This is a genomic window from Alkalimonas sp. NCh-2 (assembly GCF_039631345.1).
GTDB classification, from domain to species: domain Bacteria; phylum Pseudomonadota; class Gammaproteobacteria; order Enterobacterales; family Alteromonadaceae; genus Alkalimonas; species Alkalimonas mucilaginosa.
This window is the reverse complement of record NZ_JBDIUV010000002.1, coordinates 761,774-780,126: the sequence shown is the minus strand read 5'-3', so window position 1 is coordinate 780,126 and position 18,353 is coordinate 761,774. Positions and strand designations below refer to the sequence as shown.

Genomic DNA, 18,353 nt, shown 5'->3' with positions numbered 1-18,353 from the left:
CCCCTATACATCTATACTGACAATTTTACGGATTGCCATGTATCCACAGGTGAGCATCAGAACAATCAACGCGATAGATGCCCAGCCAAGTGGTTCAGTGAAAATTCTTCCCATCGACTCTGGCTCCATATGCAACAATACCAGGCCTATAAATACCGGAAGTAAAGTCATTACAATGCCTTGCAGCTTTCCTTGCGATGTCAGTGCATCAATTTTGCCTTCCATCTCTATTTTACGCCGTAGCGTATCCGACAAGCGCAATAGCACCTCAGCCAAATTACCACCGACATCCCGGGATATTTGCATGCCGGCGACCACCAATTGAAACTCAGCCTCCGGCATCCGTGTCAGCATATGGTCGAGTGCATTGTTGAAATCAACCCCTAGTCGTTGCTCACGTAAAAACAGACTGAACTCCTGGCTGATTGGTGCGGAAGACTCTTCCACCATAAACTCTATTGCCGCGCTAATGCTGGTACCAGACTGCATAGAGACAGCAACCATATTTAAAGCATCCGGCAATTGGTGGACAAACTTACGGCGACGTTTGGTATGCAGATATTTGTAGGCAAAACGGGGTAATACTGCCAGAACGATACTCAGCAAGATACCTAGTACCCAGCTACCAAAAAGTATCCTGGCAAATAAGGGCACCAGCACTAAAGTGGCTATGTTGATCCAAAACAGTTGTCTTGGTTCGATAAACAAAAACATATCGAACAAGTTGGCGCGCGCCGAAGACATAAAGGTGTCCTGATAACGCTGTGCCAAACTGGAACCAAGACTTTTTACCGCAAATACCAGCAGTAAAACGGCTACGAACACCAACAGAGCGACCAGACCGGCATCAATCATCTTTGTGCTGCTCCTTGGTAAATATATCCAGCCGACTGCTAATACCTCGTTGCTTCAGCTGCTCATAAAACTCAGGGATAGCTCCTGTAGCGGTGAAATACCCAAGCACTTTGCCATCTTCATCAAAACCGGTTTGCTGGTATTTAAAGATTTCATTAAGCTGAACAATACTCCCTTCCATACCAGTCACTTCAGAAATAGAGGTAATGCGACGTGAACCATCAGAAAAGCGCGATTGCTGCACAATCAGCTGTACTGCAGAAGCAATTTGCTCCCGAATCGCCATAATCGGCAAATCCATACCAGCCATCATGACCATCACTTCCAGACGGGAAATACAGTCTCTGGGTGAGTTGGCATGCGCTGTGGTTAAAGAGCCATCATGGCCGGTGTTCATCGCTTGCAGCATATCCAGGGCTTCCCCGCCACGACACTCACCAACCACAACGCGATCCGGCCGCATCCGCAAACAGTTTTTTACTAAATCGCGGATTTCAACAGCCCCTTTTCCTTCCTGGTTTGCTGGGCGCGCTTCGAGCGACACCAGATTTGGCTGGGTCAATTTTAACTCTGCGGCATCTTCGACCGTAATAATGCGCTCCCCTTTGGGAATAAAGCCTGACAACACATTCAACAAGGTTGTCTTACCAGAACCGGTACCACCAGAAATAACAATATTACGCTTTTGGATAACGGCAACCGACAAAAACTCAGCCATCGCGCTATTCATGGCACCAAACCGGATAAGATCGTCAACCTCAAGCCGATTTTGCATAAACTTCCGGATAGTGATGCAGGGACCTTTTAACGCAAGCGGAGGGATCACGGCATTAACCCGGGAGCCGTCTCTTAAACGGGCATCCACCATTGGCGAACTTTCGTCTATCCGGCGACCAATTGGTGTAACAATTCGTTCAATGGCACCAAGCACGGCCTGATCGTCCGAAAAAACCACATCCGACAGAAACAAACGCCCTGCTTTTTCATAAAAAATCTGATCATGGCTGTTTACCATAATTTCAGAGACATCAGGATCGGATAGCAATGATTCTAAAGGCCCCAGGCCAACCGTCTCGTCCAGAACCTCCCGGACTAAATCGGCGGTATTAATTTCGGCAGGCAACCTGAGTTGACTGACTATCTGCTCCAATAGTGCCTTGCTTTGCTCTCGCAATTGATCGTCCGACATGTCATTGACATTCAGCCGGCGTAGATCCATTTGTTTTAATAAATCAATATGCAAACGTCGGCGCCATTCATTTTGTAATCGAATACGCTCTTTGTCTTCTGCAGAAAGCTTTGGCCCTTCAACACTTTCTGCCGATACATCCTTTTCTGGTGCCTTTACCGGCTCGGCTGGCGCTGCTGCATGAGTAGTAGCAAGTGCAGGTGAAGATGAAGCAGCGGCAATACTGCGGCCATCACCATTACTTTTTACCGTTAACAGATAATCACCAATCTGAATTCTGTCGCTGGCCATCACCGGGCCATACTCCGACACCTTGGAACCATTGACTCTGGTACCACTAAAGCTATCTCGATCGGTTAAAAATAAGCCATCCGGTCTTTTTTCCAGAACAGCATGCAGCTTTGCAACCTTAAAGCCACGCAGTACAACCAGGTTGTCACCATCTTTACCAATGGTGCAACGGTTCTGAATGCACTCAAACTGACCAACGTCGGTACCTTTTGCTGTAACTACATTAATACTAAACATGTGATCCCTTTAATCCAGAATTGAAAACAGTTTCATATCCTGCGATTGCTCAACCATTTCGCGGGCACGCTCAAGACTGCGTTGATGGCTCGCCTCTTCAGGGAAAACGATGGTTGGTGTCACAAAAATCATCAGCTCGGTTTTTTCATCACGAAAATCACGCGATTTAAACAACTCACCCAGTATTGGAATATCCCCTAACAACGGGAACTTAGAGACCGCCTTTGACATTTGAGAGTTGACTAAACCAGAAATCACGATGGTCTCGCCATTGTGCACATTGACAACCGACTCCGTTCGACGAGTTAGCATGCCGGGGACCCCAGCAATAGAGACGGATGGATCCAGCGAACTGACTTCTGCCATAATTTTGCTGGTAATGTTGTTTGCTGAATCCACCACTGGCTCAATTTCTAAACGTATTCCGTATTCTTTAAACTCAACGGCCGGCGATCCCAACGCCGATACCACACTGATCGGGAATTCACCACCGGCCAGGAAGCTGGCAGTCTGACCACTTCGAGTCATCAAATTAGGCTGTGCCAGCATGCGGGCATCACCTTTTTCTGATAACAACTGAATTTGTGAGCCGATACCAGTCACAATTCCAAAAGAAGTCCAGCTGCGATGATCTAGCACACCGATACGGTTGGTGATGGCCGAGTTGATACCGTCGAGATATTCACCTGGAGAGCTGACATGAAAAATCTGGTTGGCGGAAAAAGACTTGGCTGCACCAAATGCAGGGCCTGCCATACCACTTTCCCAGCGTACGCCAATATTGTTGATATTGCTCTTACTGAATTCTACGATCTTGACATCCATCCGCACCATAGGTGTTAAACCCGGGCCAAAATGAGTGTAATTAATCATATTCACAACACTTTCAGAGGCGTCAAGTGCAGCTTCAATTTGACTCTGAGCTTCCAGCGGGGCATGGCCGCTAACAATGATCAGGCCTTCTAATTCCTGTATCGCCAATTGCGGAAAGGCACTTAGCATATGCTTTACCCGGGCAACACCACGAAGTGAGTTATTGACAGTGACATAAACACTTAATTTGATCAGGCGACCATCTTTCAGCCATAGCTGTAAATCGGACTCACCGACCGAATCCCCAAATAATAACACTCCTTTTTCATCAACAACTTTAGCGCTAAGCACCGAGCCATTACCAATCACAATGCGCTCGACATCAGGTGCCGCATACAGCTCCACAGAGCCAACATACATTTTAAATGGTTGATTGTAATGCGCATAACCGTAAAAAGACGCTAAACATAACAACACCCACAACAAACTAAGCTGTACAGACTTCATAGCATTCTTCTTCTAGTTTTCTAATGTGTTTAAAAAGTTTTGAAGTTCTTCAGGCAAATACGTCTGAACTTCAGATTTTTTCCCACCAATGATAATTTCAACCTCACGAACCGGAGATGCCCCACTCTCAGACAAAGCACTGGCAAATAGCTCGGCTTCATCCAAAGAGCGTCGCTGCACTGCGAGCTCTTCTTTGCTGTTGCGCAGTAAAGTCACAAAACGCCCTTTCTCCTCAGCCATTCGCACCCGTAACGCATCTTCAATCGACAAATCCAGAGTTACTGTGCTGTAACGAGCAACCTGATCCAAGAAGTCATAGGTTTCATAGGGCAAATGCTCTGTTGTCCGGGTACCGGTAGCCAGAACAACAGCCCCCTCCAATACCAGCTCCAAGCGCCTTTGCGCGGATGTGCGATCACCGGCGTTAAAAAGCAGGAATAAATCAATGTTGTCATTTGGTTGCAGCATACCAGCAGAGGAATTCACCTCATCAATCCGTACAGTAACAGCTCTGCGCCCTTCAGCCAGTAAATCAGAGAAGCGATCAGCCTTACTCTCCGGTAGATAGCTTCTTAGCAGCGGACGCCCCGGAGCCATAGGTTGCAGCAGATGCAAACCATCTGCAGCCTGAAATTGTGACGGATGTATTGCATCTAACGGTACCAGATCGGCTTCTATGCGCCGAACCGTCATATTTGCCGGGCTGACCAGATCACCCACTCCAAGATTCTGCGAAGCTACCACCACCTCAGCCATAACTACATTGCTTCTGGACAATCGCTCGACCAGCTCGTGTTCCTTTACAACGAAGTAGTTTTTTGTCGCCCAGGCAGCAACACCAGCCAAAACAATGGCTACCGCAAGTAAAACCCAATTGAAATCAAATTTACGTTTATACATCATATTCACTTAATAAGTTCTTGGTAATTCAGGTTGAGATTTACTAAATGCAAAGGCCTGGTACCAATCAGTTACCGCTGTGGTACTTCGCTCCAACACATTCTGATTTTCATCGCCAAAAGGAGTTAACAAAGCAAGTACCAACATAGCAGTAACAATCAGGTACTCTACGGATGCCTGTCCATTATTTTTCTTCATTAACGTTTCCCCCAAATTTCATTGGCCACTATCATGACCCCTTCAGCTTGTTGATCAAATGTCATGCTTATCTGTTGTCTTGCTGAGTTTAATAGCAGGATAGCCACGCCCTCGGTTGGATCCAGCACAGCAAACTCTGCATTCCAGCCACTGCGTTGAAAGTGCTGTAGGTAAAAGTCGTAGTTAAAACTAAGGCTATTCCGGCTATGCAACACCTGAGTGCGGGCATAACCAATTGGCTCGTTATGCTCAGTGACAGAAAGCACCGTATTCCCTGCCAGAGCAGGCAAGAGCTGGGAGCGGCTAAGACGCGCATTGGTTTCCAGGCTACTCACAGCAATTAATGCTGTAGTCGCTGCGAACGTTGAGCTGTGAATCCGGGCAGTGTATACATATGGCTTGTGCACACTGTTAATGATCACATCACCGCCAAATTCCTGTTCATCAAAATGGTCACTACCGGCCTGCCACTGCTGCCGGTAAAAGGCTGCCAGTTCCTGCTGCGATAATCCGGTTTGCAAGGTCCAGGCCGTGGTGGGCAAACCATTAATCAACATATTTTCGGCCACGATTTCAACAAAGCTATTTTCAGGAAAATCAGGGCGCGTTTTCCCATAAGCAACGGATTGCAGCAGTAATAAAAGAACAACACAGCCTACCAACCAGTAACGATACATCTTAACCTCCACAGTTGGTGGTGCCATAAGTACACAAAAGCGAAGGTGGCAGCACATCAGGCTCTACATACCCTAACCTCAGGCGATTGGTTCGAATATCACGATAGTAAGGCAAGCTGCCTATGGTGTTTCTTAAAGTATTTAAAAAAGGAACATTCAGATTTGCCAATGGCAATGTCAGGGGCTTATCCTGAATTCGCCGGACCACATGTTGTGGACCAGCTGCATTCCACCCCGCAGTTAACAGGGCCGCATTGCCAGACACCGTCAGCTCCAGCGCATCAAAAGGTGCAATCTGGATGCTTTCCATTTGCGTGCGAACCCGGCTACTGAAGTAATGCCGGTTTTCCAGGTCGATAAAAGCTCTGGCAATGGGTTCTATCGCCAACATGCTGCTGCCACTAGCGCTGGCCACTACGCGATCTTCCATGCTGCTATCGTTTGCCTCCCCATTCAGGGAAGCCAGCAAAGGTGTATTGCTGCCATCACGTTGCGACTGGAACCTTAAAAAAGGATGTATATCGGTTTGCCAATTCCAGTCTGCGGTATTGCTATCCACTAAGCGCCCTTGTTCACCATAAAATCGTGGTGCTACCGTAGCTGCAATTTGCGCATCAGAACGAATAGGGATACCTGCAGCGGATAACTTTGACGGTGTTTGCTGATGCCAGACGGTACGTTCCCAGGCGGTGTACTGCGCAGCCTGATCCGCCCGGTGCTGCATATTGGTGACCTTCGCCATCAATGGCAACAAGATAAGCAAAGGAACAATAACGAAAGTCAGAGTAATCGCCGTTTCGATGGCTGCCTGACCTTGCTGACGACACAAAGCTCCTGTCTGCATTACAGCGCTCCTGTGAGTCCCCGTATCTGGATACGGGCCTGATTGGTGGTTTCATTCAGTTTGGGTTGCCAATACGGATTGTACATATTGCCAAATTCATGCTGGTTACCGCCACGTGGCCATAAATCCCTGGGTCTCGAGTAATGCACATTGGCAGAGGCTATCGTCGTCATCCGGTTTCCGAAGAATTGCTCATTGATTGCCGGATCGATACGATCATTCCCCCATTCAGACTGGCGGCTGGTGCGAATATTTTGTGTCGGCTTGGAAACCACTACGGTAATATTGGCTGTTTCATTGATGCCAATTTGCTGACGGTCGCTAAAGTCATAAAACTTACGAATGCCATTGTAGCCGGGAGTTCCACTCATTGATTTCTGGCTGCTGGCTGCAAGGTGAGAGGCTCTTGGGTTGCGACTACGACTGCCACCCCACATGGAGTTACTGTTAATATGATGCAGCTGCGCTCTGTTATCTGACACTGTGCCACCCCAGCCTACAGGCACCTCTGTTGTGCGCCAGCGCCAGCGCCAGCCACTCCGTCGCCATCGGGATATATGCGCACTGACCGTATCCATTGAGGTCCAACTTTCAGGCGCATTACTATTGAGATAGAGATCAGAGCCTCCACGCTGATATGTGTTAAGACGGACTACTAAAGGAATGCTCATGCGAAATGGGACGGGCCAGTCATTATTTCTGGCCGTACTAAATTGATCTCTGGAATTCATAATCACATTGATATGTTCGTTGTACTGCTGGCCTGGTTGGTCACGATCATAGCGCTCTTGCAGCAACCACCAGTGCTCATTGATTTGCGGTAAAAGCATAATGTTCTGCGCCATATCCAGTCGGGCATTGACATCGTTATCGGTGATTACCGATGCCGGCAAAGACAAAGATTGCGCCAAGCCTGCCATGTGTAACAGCTGCTGTGACCCTGATAGCGCTTCTAACGCCATGCTTTCTGCAGGCAGCAGCACATGCTCCAGCAGCGGCTGAGCAACCTGGTTTACCCCGGACATCACTTGGGACATCCCAGAAATAACTTGCCCAACATAGGGGACCCAGCCAAGCGCGGCTTCCGCATTATTCAAAAAGACCGTATGCATTTCCAGGTAAGAGGATAGACCCACCGTTTGAGCCACCGAGATCTGGTTAGCCACCATAGCCCTGTTGGTGTAGGCCTTGTAATTTAAATCACGCGCAGCCAGTACCGCCATACTGTAAGCCGCATTGTCGGCCGTATGCTGTAACTTGTTACTGTTAAGATTTAATTGGGAAGCGTTGAAGCTAAACAATACGACCATAAGCACCAGAGTCATAAATACCAACCCTAATACCAATGCCTGACCTCTTTGGTACTTCATTATTCAGACACCCCATCTACAATCATTTGTAAAGCTAGCGTAACTTAGTCTTGCAGAAACAATTCAGGTGCTTCAGTACTGAAGCACCTGACAAAATATGCAGTACCGGCAGATTAATTAATCGCCACCACCGCCGCCGCCTTGGTTTGCACCTTCATTGTAAGTGCCAAGATTGTAGTTCTGATTGGCAACACCGTCAGCATTGTTAGCGGCATTTTGCGCTTGCTGAATTTGAGTTGCAGAGTTCTGACCAGAAACCTCAGCGGATAAACCTGCAACCTGGTTACGGATGGTTTCACCAAAAAAGCTGTATACACCGATTGCAGCAACTGCAATTAATGCCACAATGATGATGTACTCCGTCATCCCCTGACCTTTAACGCGTTTGTTCATTACTTTCATAATTTACTCCAGTTTCACTAAAAGCACACACAGAATGCTAAAGTGTATATCAGTAAAAAAAAATACGCCATACGGAGCAATTGTGATTTTTCTATCAAAAGCTTGCTCCTTACGGTGTAGAATACGGGGCAATTATTAACGTTGCATTACAAAATTGCAAGGCTTACTGGTCAACGTAAACAGTTACCTGAACAAACACTGCTCTGCTAAAAACTTCTGTCCACAGCTTCAGTCAGCCCCCTGTGAAATCGCAACGCAGTGACCTTCCCAGAGCCCGTCATGGGCAAAGTGGTGCAGGCGTTGCTGCTGTTTATTTTTCCTGCAAAATGTATTATTAAAGTATCAAGTAGTTGATTTAACTGCTAGCATAGGTCATGGTGAATGGCGCTTATCATCAGGTCATGCCATTTAAAAAAACAAAAGTACAGCCAGAGCAGCATTAAGAGAGTATTACTGGATGGATGTATTATTAATTTCAGACACCGCGTGTAACAACAGATTACTTATTGACTGTTTTACTTTGCTGTCACTTGAAAGTACTTCGATGGCTGCCTCCGAGCTTGGCAATTTAAGTCATGTTACCCATTCGCCTTCGTGGGTTGTCCTGCTGGTTACCGAAGTAGAAAGCGCCAAAAGACTGTGGCCCTGTTTATGCCAACACTTTCCGGATCAAAAAGTGGTGTTAGTGGTAGAGGATGCATTGGCAGAAGCCGAGCTTTTTGCATTGGATAAAGGCTGTGTTGGAGCCCTCAAAGCCAACTATGATACTGCATTGCTGGTTAAAGCATTTCACACTCTGTTTCGCGGTGGGCTTTGGTATTCCCGAAAAGCAATCGATTCGATTTTAACTCAGCATTTACATAACAGACGACTACAAGGTGCCACGGTTTCCCTGGATGCGCTTACTCCAAAAGAATTACAAATCGCAACATTAAGCTGTCAAGGTTTAGCCAACAAAGAAATTGCCAACCAGTTGTACTTATCACCCAACACGGTTAAAACCCATATGCAACGTATCCTTAAAAAAATGGCGGTCAGTAACCGCACCCAGTTAGCGAATTTACTGCAGCTCAGATAACCTGAAGTTATCTTTTCTCATACATAGGTTGCTTTGGTTCTGCTTACGCTGCCATCAGGTTCAACACAGCCGATGTTTGGCATTTTTTGCCCGCGTTTTCTATATCAGGGAACCAGATCAGGGCGACTGTCTGCCATCCACTAAGATGACCTCTTTGGACGAAAGTAATCCTGATTCTGGTAAAATGCCACCTGACAGTTATCCGCACACCAAGCCGGAACGCCAAGCAAAGGCAACGGGGTCAGTTGAAGCTTTTGCAGTAACAGCTCTGGTCGCAGACTGATTTGCTGGCACAACTGTTGATCCAAATAAGCATAGCTTTTAGCAAGCGGCCAGCTAAAATAATCATCCGGCACCTCAATAAACCAACATTTGGCCGTTAAACCAATAAAAGGCTGCGTTGCCATTTCATAAATGGCATGGCCAAACACCACAGGCCGGATTTGCTGCCACCAAAGCGAACGCTGCTGCCAAAACACCTGCTGCCATTGATGCTGCTGCAGTTGTTGTACCATGGATTGCTGTGCCGATGTATGCGCAATCAGCACGCCGCATTCATCCAGCAAGGTGATTTTATTGCGTAGTGGTGTGCGGGGGCTAAGCCCTGCCCGCTTTATCTCCTGAATATGCAGCTGATTTAGCAGCGCTTTGGTGCGGGGAAACAAGCACCAGATAAAAGCGCCGAATAGATCGTGCCAGTTTTCAGCCCGGGTTGGGATCTGCTGTGTTGCATAAATATAGTCTTCGTAATAACGGCCGTCTTGCTCCAACAGTTCATTGGCAACAAAGCAAAAGTCAGTGTTGCTTCGCCGTGAGTTCAACCAATCAGGCGTGGGCCAGTCGCTGCAACTGGCAGGTTGAAACATCTGTTGTAGCTCGTGGAATATGGGGTTGTTTTGAAACAGCTCCGCTTGCCAGTTGGCTGGCGGGCTAAAGCGGGGTTTTAGTCGGGTCGGTTGCATAAGCTCACTTTGTTGTTCTTACCATTGAAAACTTTCCAGTGTCAAAAGCTGTAAAAAGCACTTGCTTTTTCTACTGGGCATGGCACATTCAGGGGGTACGGATAGCCGTACATACTGCCAAACGAAATTCAATTAATTCTACAGAGGTGAACATGTGTTCGATATTTGGGGTGCTTGACATCAAAACTGATGTGAAAGCATTGCGCCAGCAGGCGCTGCAGTTATCTAAGTTATTACGTCATCGTGGTCCGGACTGGTCTGGGATCTGGAATGACAATAATGCCATCCTCGCGCACGAGCGTCTGGCTATCGTAGATACTGAAAATGGTGCCCAACCTCTGATTAATGATCAGCGAAATCACATTCTGGCAGTGAATGGTGAGATCTACAATCATAAACAGCTGGAAAAAGAGCTGGTATCACCGTATCCGTTCAAAACCAAGTCGGATTGCGAGGTCATTCTGCCATTGTATTTAGAGCATGGCGTCAATTTTGTGGATAAGCTGCACGGCATGTTCGCCTTTGTGTTGTACGATGCCGAGCAAGAGCGCTACCTGATCGCCCGCGATCACATTGGCATTATCCCGCTGTATTACGGCTACGATGAACATGGCCAGTTGTTTGTATCTTCCGAGCTAAAAGCTTTGGTACCGGTGTGTAAGCAAATTAAAGAGTTCCCGCCAGGGCATATTTTTGACAGCAAGGTCGGTAAGCTTGAATCCTACTACCAGCGTGACTGGCAAAGCTTCGATGCAGTAAAAGATAATCCGGCCAATGAAGCTGAGCTGCGTAAAGCGCTGGAGCAAAGCGTGAAAAGCCACCTGATGTCGGACGTACCTTATGGTGTGTTGTTATCTGGCGGCCTGGACTCCTCACTGATTTCCGCCATTGCCCAGCAATTTGCCAAGCGCCGGGTGGAAGACGATGATCAGACCGAAGCCTGGTGGCCTCGTTTGCATTCTTTTGCTGTTGGTTTGCCTGGCTCACCGGATCTGGTGGCCGCGCAAAAAGTGGCTGATGCCATTGGTACCGTGCATCACAATGTGCATTTTACCGTGCAGGAAGGCATGGATGCGATCCGAGATGTGATCTATTTTCTGGAAACCTACGATGTTACCACCATTCGGGCCTCTACCCCAATGTATCTGATGGCCCGCAAAATCAAAGCCATGGGTATTAAGATGGTACTGTCAGGTGAAGGCTCGGATGAAATCTTTGGCGGTTACCTGTACTTCCATAAAGCGCCGAATGCCAAAGAATTCCATGAAGAAACCTTGCGCAAAATCAGCCGGCTGCATATGTTTGACTGCAACCGCGCCAACAAGGCGATGTCAGCCTGGGGTATTGAGGCTCGGGTACCATTTTTAGACAAAACCTTTATGGATGTGGCGATGCGGCTAAACCCGGAAGCCAAGATGTGCGGCAACGGCAAAATGGAAAAACACATTTTGCGTCAGGCCTTTGATGGCTTGCTGCCAGATGAAATCTTATGGCGGCAAAAAGAGCAGTTCTCCGATGGGGTTGGCTACAGCTGGATTGACAGTTTGAAAGCCCATGCCGAGCGCGAAATCAGTGATCAGCAAATGGCCACCGCCAGCTTCCGTTTCCCGGTCAATACGCCGGATACCAAAGAAGGCTATTACTACCGGGTGATCTTTGAAGAGCATTTCCCACATGCCGGTGCTATTGCCTGTGTGCCTGGTGGCAAGTCCGTTGCCTGCTCCACGCCTGAAGCATTGGCCTGGGATGCCAAAATGGCAGAAATGACCGATCCATCTGGCCGTGCGGTGCGTGATGTGCATACCGAGGCTTACTAGCCATTGATTGACACAGGCTGTGGCTACTGGCATAGCCTGTTTTTTCACATCAAACCTCTGAAAATAAAATATTTTTAATTTTCTGCTTAGCAACGCTGGCAGTTTCGCATGTCAGCTTGCTTTACATAAGTCCCTACTAAAATTCCCCGTGCTGTCAATATCTCTATCAAAAGCAATTGGTTGCCAATTTGGCTCGTTTGATGCTTATTAGCAACTGCTGTAATTACCTGCATATTCAGCATTAATGCGGGTTTCTGCTTTGTTAAAAGGAGAAACTTAGCGATGAAACCTAAACACAACTTTCAAATAAGTATGGGCTGCATCAAGCCCTTAGCCATCGTCATCAGCTGTGTATTCAGCAGCCTGGTGCTGGCGACAACCCCAACTTTATCAGGCCCATCTCATGCTGTTGCTGGTGATATCGTCCAGCTAAAAGGCCACCACCTCCCACTCAACAGCTCGCTGAGGATTGAAGTGCAATCCGGCAACAGCTCACACAGCGAGTTGATTGAGGTCAGCGCGGATGGCAGCAGCAACTTCCAGTTGTACACCAGCGTGGAAGGGACTTACCGGGTGCTGCTGTTTGATGAGCAGCAACAACTTATCACTTCCACTCTGGTGCTGGTGCGGCCGACAGGAGACTAACCATGCTTCGTTACTTCGTGTTCCTGTCACTTTCGGCAGGGCTGATGCCTTGTTGTGCTCTGAGTTCAGAAGTCCCTGCTTTAGAGCATCCGGTTGCCTTCATCTCACTGCGGCACGAGCATGTGCAGATCTTTACCACCCAGGGTATAGGTAAAGAGCAAGCATTAACCAAAGGGCAATACAATGACATGCAACCCGTGTGGTCGCCTGATGGCAGCCACATCGCCTTTAGTTCGGTACGGGATGGTGTGTCGGCTATTTATCTGCTGGATCTGGCACAGCAAGCCACTTCGCGCTTGCATGCGACCTTGGATTGGCAAAGCTCCCCTTCCTGGTCCCCCGATGGCCGTACCATCGCCTTTATTGCCAGCGCGCCAGATCAGCCTGGTGCAGCTATCCATGCCGTAGACGTTGCTAGTGGTCGTCTCACCGTGCTGGCACAAGATGGGTACGACAAAGGGCCAGGAGCACCCGTATGGTCAAACGATGGCAAATACCTGGCCTTTGTTGGGGGCCACCAGGATAGCCGTTCCAGCGAGATCTGGCTGGTTGCCAGCGACGGTTCAGGCTTAACCTCAATCAGTACCACAGTATCGTCACGCAAGAAAGCACAGCCAGCACTGTCACCCGATGGGCGTTATCTGGCTTTTATTGCTGATATGCGAGGCTACTCTGCACTGATCAAAGCCGATCTGGTAACTGGGGACGTCATCAACCTGACATTCGAGTATCCGGCGGCCTATGAAACACCGCGCTGGTCTTCCGATGGGTCGATGTTGGCTTTTGCCAGTTCACGCGATGATCCAGACAAAACACGCATGGACATTTTCGTGATGAACGCCGATGGCACGGCAGTTCGCAACCTGACCCAGCACCCCGGGGAAGACTTTAATCCGCAATGGATGCCAGACAATCAGACCATTGTTTTTATGAGTCTGAGAACCGGCAAAGCTCAGCTCTGGGCGGTTCATCTACCCAGCCAGCAAAGCGTACGGCTAACTAACAACCAATTCCACGATATGGATCAGGTACCACAGCCTGCATCGGTGCTGTTCCTGCATACTGCGGCATCTGACTTACACGGAGTGATGCGTCATGAAACCGACTAACCACACAACAGGGACTGTACCTTTGGCCCGGCATCTGGCGCTTGCCATGGTGCTGGCTTGCTCCAGTGCCGCTGTTGCCAGCAGTAAAACTTATACTCTGGATGCCGACTTTGCCTTAGGTATTTTAGATGGTGTTAATTACAATGCCCCCAACAGCAATCAATTGCAGCTGAATGAGGTCGGTACCACCTTCCCGATTGCCTGGATTGCCAATGCGGGGGAAGATACGGTGTCCAAGTTTGATACCAACAGCAACCGGGAAATCGCCCGTTACCGGACCTGGTTTGGTCCTGCCGGCCAAGCTGGTCACTTTAACCATTTAGGCAATGCCTACGCCGGTGCGGCACCTTCGCGCACAGCGGTCGATATTCAGGGCAATGCCTATGTGTTAAACCGGCATTTTAGCCAGGGCACGCAAAGCGCTGCTGTGCTGATTAAAATTCTGGCGGAAGGCTTTATCGATCGCAATGGCAATGGCGTCATGGATACCTCCTTCGATGCCAATGACGATGGCATCATCGATGCCAGTGAGATGATGCCGCTGGCAGATCTAAACGGCAATGGCATTATTGATGACAATGAGATCCTCGATGAACGCATTGCCTGGGTAAAACGCGTCCCAGATGGCATTGGTGCGCCACTGCGGCCAACCGGTGTGCTTGGCCGGGCGCTCTGTATTGGCACCGATGGCAACCTCTGGGTCGGTTTATTTAGTGACCGTACCTACTACAAAGTAAGTGCGGTGGATGGATCCACCCTGGCTGGCCCCATCTCTACAGTCCCAACGGCGGGCCAGCCAAGTGCCGGCTCCTGGACCCCTTATGGCTGCCTGATTGACAGCAATGGTACTCTCTGGAGCGCTTCACTCAGTGGTATTCTGGGGAAAATTACCAATACTCAGAGCAATACCGGCCCCTATCAGGTGGCCTCATTCGCTGGAAACTCGAACTATGGCATAGCTCTGGCCAACAACAAAGTGTATCTGGGTAGCAGCAATCAGGTATTTGATCCTGCCACCAATACCTTTCAGGCGATCCCGAACATGGCCGTAGGTTCAGCGGGTATTGTTGCCGATGGCAGTGGCAATATCATTGCCGGTTCAACCACCATCCGCAAAGTAGCGCCCGACGGAACCTTGCTTTGGCAAGCACCGTTGCAGGCGGGTGGCAGTTCATCCGTTGGGATCCAGGTGGATGCTAACAACGATGTGTTGCAAATTGGCTTTACCAGTGCCGGGCGTATCCAAAAGTACCGGGGCTCTGATGGGGCACCACTTGGCGTCTTTCCCGTTGGCAACATGCCCTATACCTACAGCGACGCGACCGGCCTGGTGGCGAGAAATGTGACCAGCCCAACCGGGACCTGGACTGTGATTTATGACAGCAACACTGCGGGCATGGAATGGGATGCTATCAGTTGGACAGAGTCGGTGCCGGCAGGCACTTCCATTACGGTGTCTGTCAGGGCTTCCGACTCAGCCGCAAACCTGTCAGCACTGCCTTACGTTCCAACAGCCAATGCCGCACCGCTTGGGATCTCAGGCCGCTATGTACAGATACAGACTCGGTTGAATGGAAATGACTCCGGCAACTCACCAATCCTGTTCGATCTGACCATTGCCGGCGCCGTGATGGGTTGTGACATCAATGGCGATGGCGTTACCGATTCACTGGATGTTGCCCTGGTTCGCGCTGCAGTTGGTCAGGCAGCTTTGCCAGGAGATGTGCGAGATCAGAACAACGATGGGCTTATTACCGTGAATGATGTGCGCTTATGCACTCTGAAATGTGATCTGCCTCGCTGTGCCACACCATAGCCTGAGCTGAAAATTGAGGATACTGTGATGAAAACAATATTATCGATGATGTCCCTGCTGCTGGTACTGGCGTTATCGCCGGTACAGGCAGGTCTGTTGTACCTGTCTCCATCCAGCCAACATGTTAATGTTGGTGAGCTGGTGTCGATTGATGTGCTGGTCGATGGCCTGAGCGATAGCAATGAAATTGTGTCAGGCTGGGATATTCAGTTACTTTTTAGTGGCTTGATCCTGCAAGCAAATAATCTTGAGTTTGCTCTGCCTTACTATACCTTTGATCCAGACTGGGATGCGCTATACGACAGTGAATTGCAGGCCAATTCGGTCAACAGCTTTATGACCTCATTCTTACTGGATGATGAGCTGTTTGACTTACAAACCGAGCCATTGATCTTGTTTACACTCACCTTTGAAGCCTTGACCGATGGCTTTAGCTGGGTGACCTTTGGTGCAGATCCAAACTTTGAACGCAATGTGGTAGGTCGTGATGGCCTTAGTTTGGATCTCAGTGTGCAAGGTGCTTGCATTAGTGTTGGCCAAGGAAATTGCAGTGTCAGAGTACCCGAGCCCGCCAGCCTGGCTCTGTTCACACCACTGTTCCTGCTGCTGTTCAGAAGAAAGCTATTCTGAGCCCTCCGGCTGAGCCATGCTTTCAACGCTGGCTCAGCCTGAAGTTTACACCTTAAACTGTGCCACCGAACGCCCTAACTGGTTTGCAAGCCCCAACAAGTCACGGGTGCTCCCCGCTACCTGACTGATCGCTGTGCTGTTTTCTTCCGCAGAGGCACTTAACCGGCTAATGCCTTCCGCTAAGGTCGCCGATACTGTGGTTTGCTCCTCTGCAGCACTGGCTGTTTGCCCCATCAGCTCTTTTAAAGTCGCTAAACGTTGATCGATCTCTGCGGCAGAGCCTTCCATCAGGGTTGCATCCTGTGCTGTTTTTGCCGATTCATGCGCACAAACCTCGCTGTGCCTGGCCAAGCCAACCGACTGCTTCTGAATACCATGCAACACAGCCGATATTTCCTGAACTGCCTCTTGCACCTTACTGGCTAGTTGGCGGACTTCATCCGAAACTACCGCAAAGCCCCTGCCATGCTCTCCTGCCCTGGCGGCTTCAATGGCAGCATTTAAGGCCAGCAAGTTGGTTTGCTCTGCAATGGTGTTGATCACATCCAATACCTGGCTGACTTTTTGGCTATCCTGCTCCAATGCCCGCACTTCCTGATGAATTTCAGCAAAACTGTCCAGTGTTTTTTTCAAACTCAGTTGGCTGCTGGTTAAATTCTGTTGTAAATGCTCAGAAGAGCCTTTGCACGATTGCAGTTCAAACAAAGCCTTGCTGGTATTCTGGCCAATTTCTGCTGCCGCATAGCTCATCTGTTCTATCGCCGTGGCCAGCATATCGGTTTCTTTTGCCTGTAATTGAATACTGCCATCTGCTTGCGTAATGGCGGCAGAGTTTTGCTCGGCTGTCATTTCCAGTTGCTGACCAACGCCAACCAATTGCTGCACCAACTGGCGCAAACTCTGCTGCATCCGTGCCAGCCAACTCATCAGATGCTTATCGCTGTCGCGTCGCTCCAGCGGCGTAGTGAGATCCCCGGCAGCAATCACACTGGTTAACTGACACATGGCCTCAGGTTCTCCGCCAAGCGGTTCCAGTACAAATCGGCACACCAACTGAGCTGCGGCAAAAGCAAGCCCGATGGCAGCCAGACAAATCACAACCCCTATCCACAGCATACGCCGGGCTGGCGCTAATACTTCCGCCCGGTCAATTTCCGCCAATAAGGCCCAACGCACACCGAACACATCGAGTGGTGCATAGGCCGAAACCACCCAGTTACCATTGTAATCAATGACCGGCTGTACCCCCTGTTGCCCCGCCAAGGCCTGGCGAACCACCGCAGTATCAGCACCATTGTTTGCGATGGTGCCGGCAAACGAAGCTTGCACACTGCGCTTAACCGGATCTAGAAATGAATCCGACCGCATGCGTAAATCACTGCCAACCAGATAGGTTTCGCCACTTTGGCCCATGCCTTCACGGACTTGCATCACCTGATTGATTTTTTCTATTGATAATTGCACCGCTACTGTGACCATACCGTCTGCCAGCTGCAATTGCCGGCCCAGAAAAGCTGCGGCTTCATTGCCAGAAGGTGCATATGGTGAGAAGTCTTCCAGTACAATCTGCCCAGCTTGCTGCTGAGTACGTTGCATTAAACGGGCTAAACCAGAGTTGCTGTATGGGCCATGACGCAAATTGCTACGATAATCCGATTCCCGCTCTACGGTGTAAGCGACAGTACCGTCACTTTGAATAATAAAAATATCGTAAAAACCCAGCTGTTGATTCAGTTGCTGAAACAAGTCATGTTGCCGTTCGACCTCAGAGATACTTTGCATGGCTTGCACTGCAGCAGTAACCACTTCAAGAGCATTGGCAAACTCACTCAACATAGAGCCGATTTGCTGTTGCTTAATTTCCCGCACCGCAGTCAGGCTATCTTCTGCTTGTTGGTACAGTGCACTCTGCGCCATATAGGTTACCACTGCCGTAGCAATGATCATCGGAAAGAGTACAATGAAAATGCTGATCCATTTTACTTTAGCCGCAAATGACATCATTCCTCCCTG

The 18,353-nt window shown here is 49.1% G+C and carries 17 protein-coding genes; 6 read left to right on the top strand and 11 right to left on the bottom strand.

Going from position 1 to position 18,353, the window contains the following annotated elements:
* Positions 1 to 3 precede the first annotated feature (3 nt).
* From ABC502_RS08975 to ABC502_RS08935, 9 genes are all read right to left on the bottom strand, one after another.
* The gene (locus tag ABC502_RS08975; protein WP_330089078.1) at positions 4 to 855 is read right to left on the bottom strand and encodes a type II secretion system F family protein; all 852 of its coding nucleotides are present in this window, start codon (positions 853 to 855) and stop codon (positions 4 to 6) included.
* Positions 848 to 2,572 carry an ATPase, T2SS/T4P/T4SS family gene (locus tag ABC502_RS08970; RefSeq protein ID WP_345915630.1) on the bottom strand — a complete coding sequence of 575 codons (1,725 nt, stop codon included), beginning with the start codon at positions 2,570 to 2,572 and terminating at the stop codon, positions 848 to 850. Before ABC502_RS08970 ends, ABC502_RS08975 begins: the two co-directional genes overlap by 8 nt.
* A 9-nt stretch (positions 2,573 to 2,581) precedes the next feature.
* Entirely contained in the window at positions 2,582 to 3,892 is a 1,311-nt protein-coding gene (locus tag ABC502_RS08965; protein ID WP_345915629.1) for a pilus assembly protein N-terminal domain-containing protein, read from the bottom strand.
* 12 nt (positions 3,893 to 3,904) lie between these two features.
* Entirely contained in the window at positions 3,905 to 4,792 is an 888-nt protein-coding gene (cpaB, locus tag ABC502_RS08960; RefSeq protein WP_345915628.1) for a Flp pilus assembly protein CpaB, read from the bottom strand.
* Between the two features lie 9 nt (positions 4,793 to 4,801).
* Positions 4,802 to 4,990: a hypothetical protein gene (locus ABC502_RS08955; protein ID WP_345915627.1), complete on the bottom strand. Its 189-nt coding sequence runs from the start codon at positions 4,988 to 4,990 to the stop codon at positions 4,802 to 4,804.
* Positions 4,990 to 5,667: a hypothetical protein gene (locus tag ABC502_RS08950; protein WP_330089073.1), complete on the bottom strand. Its 678-nt coding sequence runs from the start codon at positions 5,665 to 5,667 to the stop codon at positions 4,990 to 4,992. The genes ABC502_RS08955 and ABC502_RS08950 overlap by 1 nt, the downstream gene beginning before the upstream one ends.
* A gap of 1 nt (position 5,668) precedes the next feature.
* Positions 5,669 to 6,511, bottom strand: coding sequence for a hypothetical protein (locus ABC502_RS08945; RefSeq protein WP_345915626.1), 843 nt, complete (start codon positions 6,509 to 6,511; stop codon positions 5,669 to 5,671).
* Positions 6,511 to 7,881, bottom strand: a complete 1,371-nt coding sequence (locus ABC502_RS08940; protein ID WP_345915625.1) for a Tad domain-containing protein — start codon at positions 7,879 to 7,881, stop codon at positions 6,511 to 6,513. Before ABC502_RS08940 ends, ABC502_RS08945 begins: the two co-directional genes overlap by 1 nt.
* A 117-nt stretch (positions 7,882 to 7,998) precedes the next feature.
* Positions 7,999 to 8,283, bottom strand: a complete 285-nt coding sequence (locus ABC502_RS08935; RefSeq protein WP_345915624.1) for a pilus assembly protein — start codon at positions 8,281 to 8,283, stop codon at positions 7,999 to 8,001.
* A gap of 457 nt (positions 8,284 to 8,740) precedes the next feature.
* Here ABC502_RS08935 and ABC502_RS08930 point away from each other — a divergent pair, with 457 nt between their 5' ends.
* The gene (locus ABC502_RS08930; RefSeq protein ID WP_345915623.1) at positions 8,741 to 9,361 is read left to right on the top strand and encodes a response regulator transcription factor; all 621 of its coding nucleotides are present in this window, start codon (positions 8,741 to 8,743) and stop codon (positions 9,359 to 9,361) included.
* Positions 9,362 to 9,501: 140 nt separating this feature from the next.
* Here ABC502_RS08930 and ABC502_RS08925 read toward each other — a convergent pair whose 3' ends face one another.
* A complete protein-coding gene (locus tag ABC502_RS08925) occupies positions 9,502 to 10,323 on the bottom strand; it encodes a DUF3025 domain-containing protein (RefSeq protein WP_345915622.1) in 822 nt (273 codons plus the stop codon).
* Positions 10,324 to 10,475: 152 nt separating this feature from the next.
* Between ABC502_RS08925 and asnB the strand changes: the two genes are divergently transcribed.
* From asnB to ABC502_RS08900, 5 genes are all read left to right on the top strand, one after another.
* Positions 10,476 to 12,140: an asparagine synthase B gene (gene asnB, locus ABC502_RS08920; protein WP_330089067.1), complete on the top strand. Its 1,665-nt coding sequence runs from the start codon at positions 10,476 to 10,478 to the stop codon at positions 12,138 to 12,140.
* A gap of 282 nt (positions 12,141 to 12,422) precedes the next feature.
* On the top strand, positions 12,423 to 12,785 hold the full coding sequence (locus tag ABC502_RS08915; protein ID WP_330089066.1) for a hypothetical protein: 363 nt from the start codon (positions 12,423 to 12,425) through the stop codon (positions 12,783 to 12,785).
* 2 nt (positions 12,786 to 12,787) lie between these two features.
* Complete coding sequence (locus ABC502_RS08910; protein WP_345915621.1) at positions 12,788 to 13,894, top strand: hypothetical protein; 1,107 nt, start codon at positions 12,788 to 12,790, stop codon at positions 13,892 to 13,894.
* A complete protein-coding gene (locus tag ABC502_RS08905) occupies positions 13,881 to 15,710 on the top strand; it encodes a hypothetical protein (RefSeq protein ID WP_345915620.1) in 1,830 nt (609 codons plus the stop codon). Before ABC502_RS08910 ends, ABC502_RS08905 begins: the two co-directional genes overlap by 14 nt.
* 27 nt (positions 15,711 to 15,737) lie before the next feature.
* A complete protein-coding gene (locus tag ABC502_RS08900) occupies positions 15,738 to 16,340 on the top strand; it encodes a hypothetical protein (RefSeq protein WP_345915619.1) in 603 nt (200 codons plus the stop codon).
* A 45-nt stretch (positions 16,341 to 16,385) separates the two neighbouring features.
* On the opposite strand, the gene ABC502_RS08895 is transcribed toward ABC502_RS08900, so the two are convergent.
* Complete coding sequence (locus ABC502_RS08895) at positions 16,386 to 18,341, bottom strand: methyl-accepting chemotaxis protein (RefSeq protein WP_345915618.1); 1,956 nt, start codon at positions 18,339 to 18,341, stop codon at positions 16,386 to 16,388.
* Positions 18,342 to 18,353 lie beyond the last annotated feature (12 nt).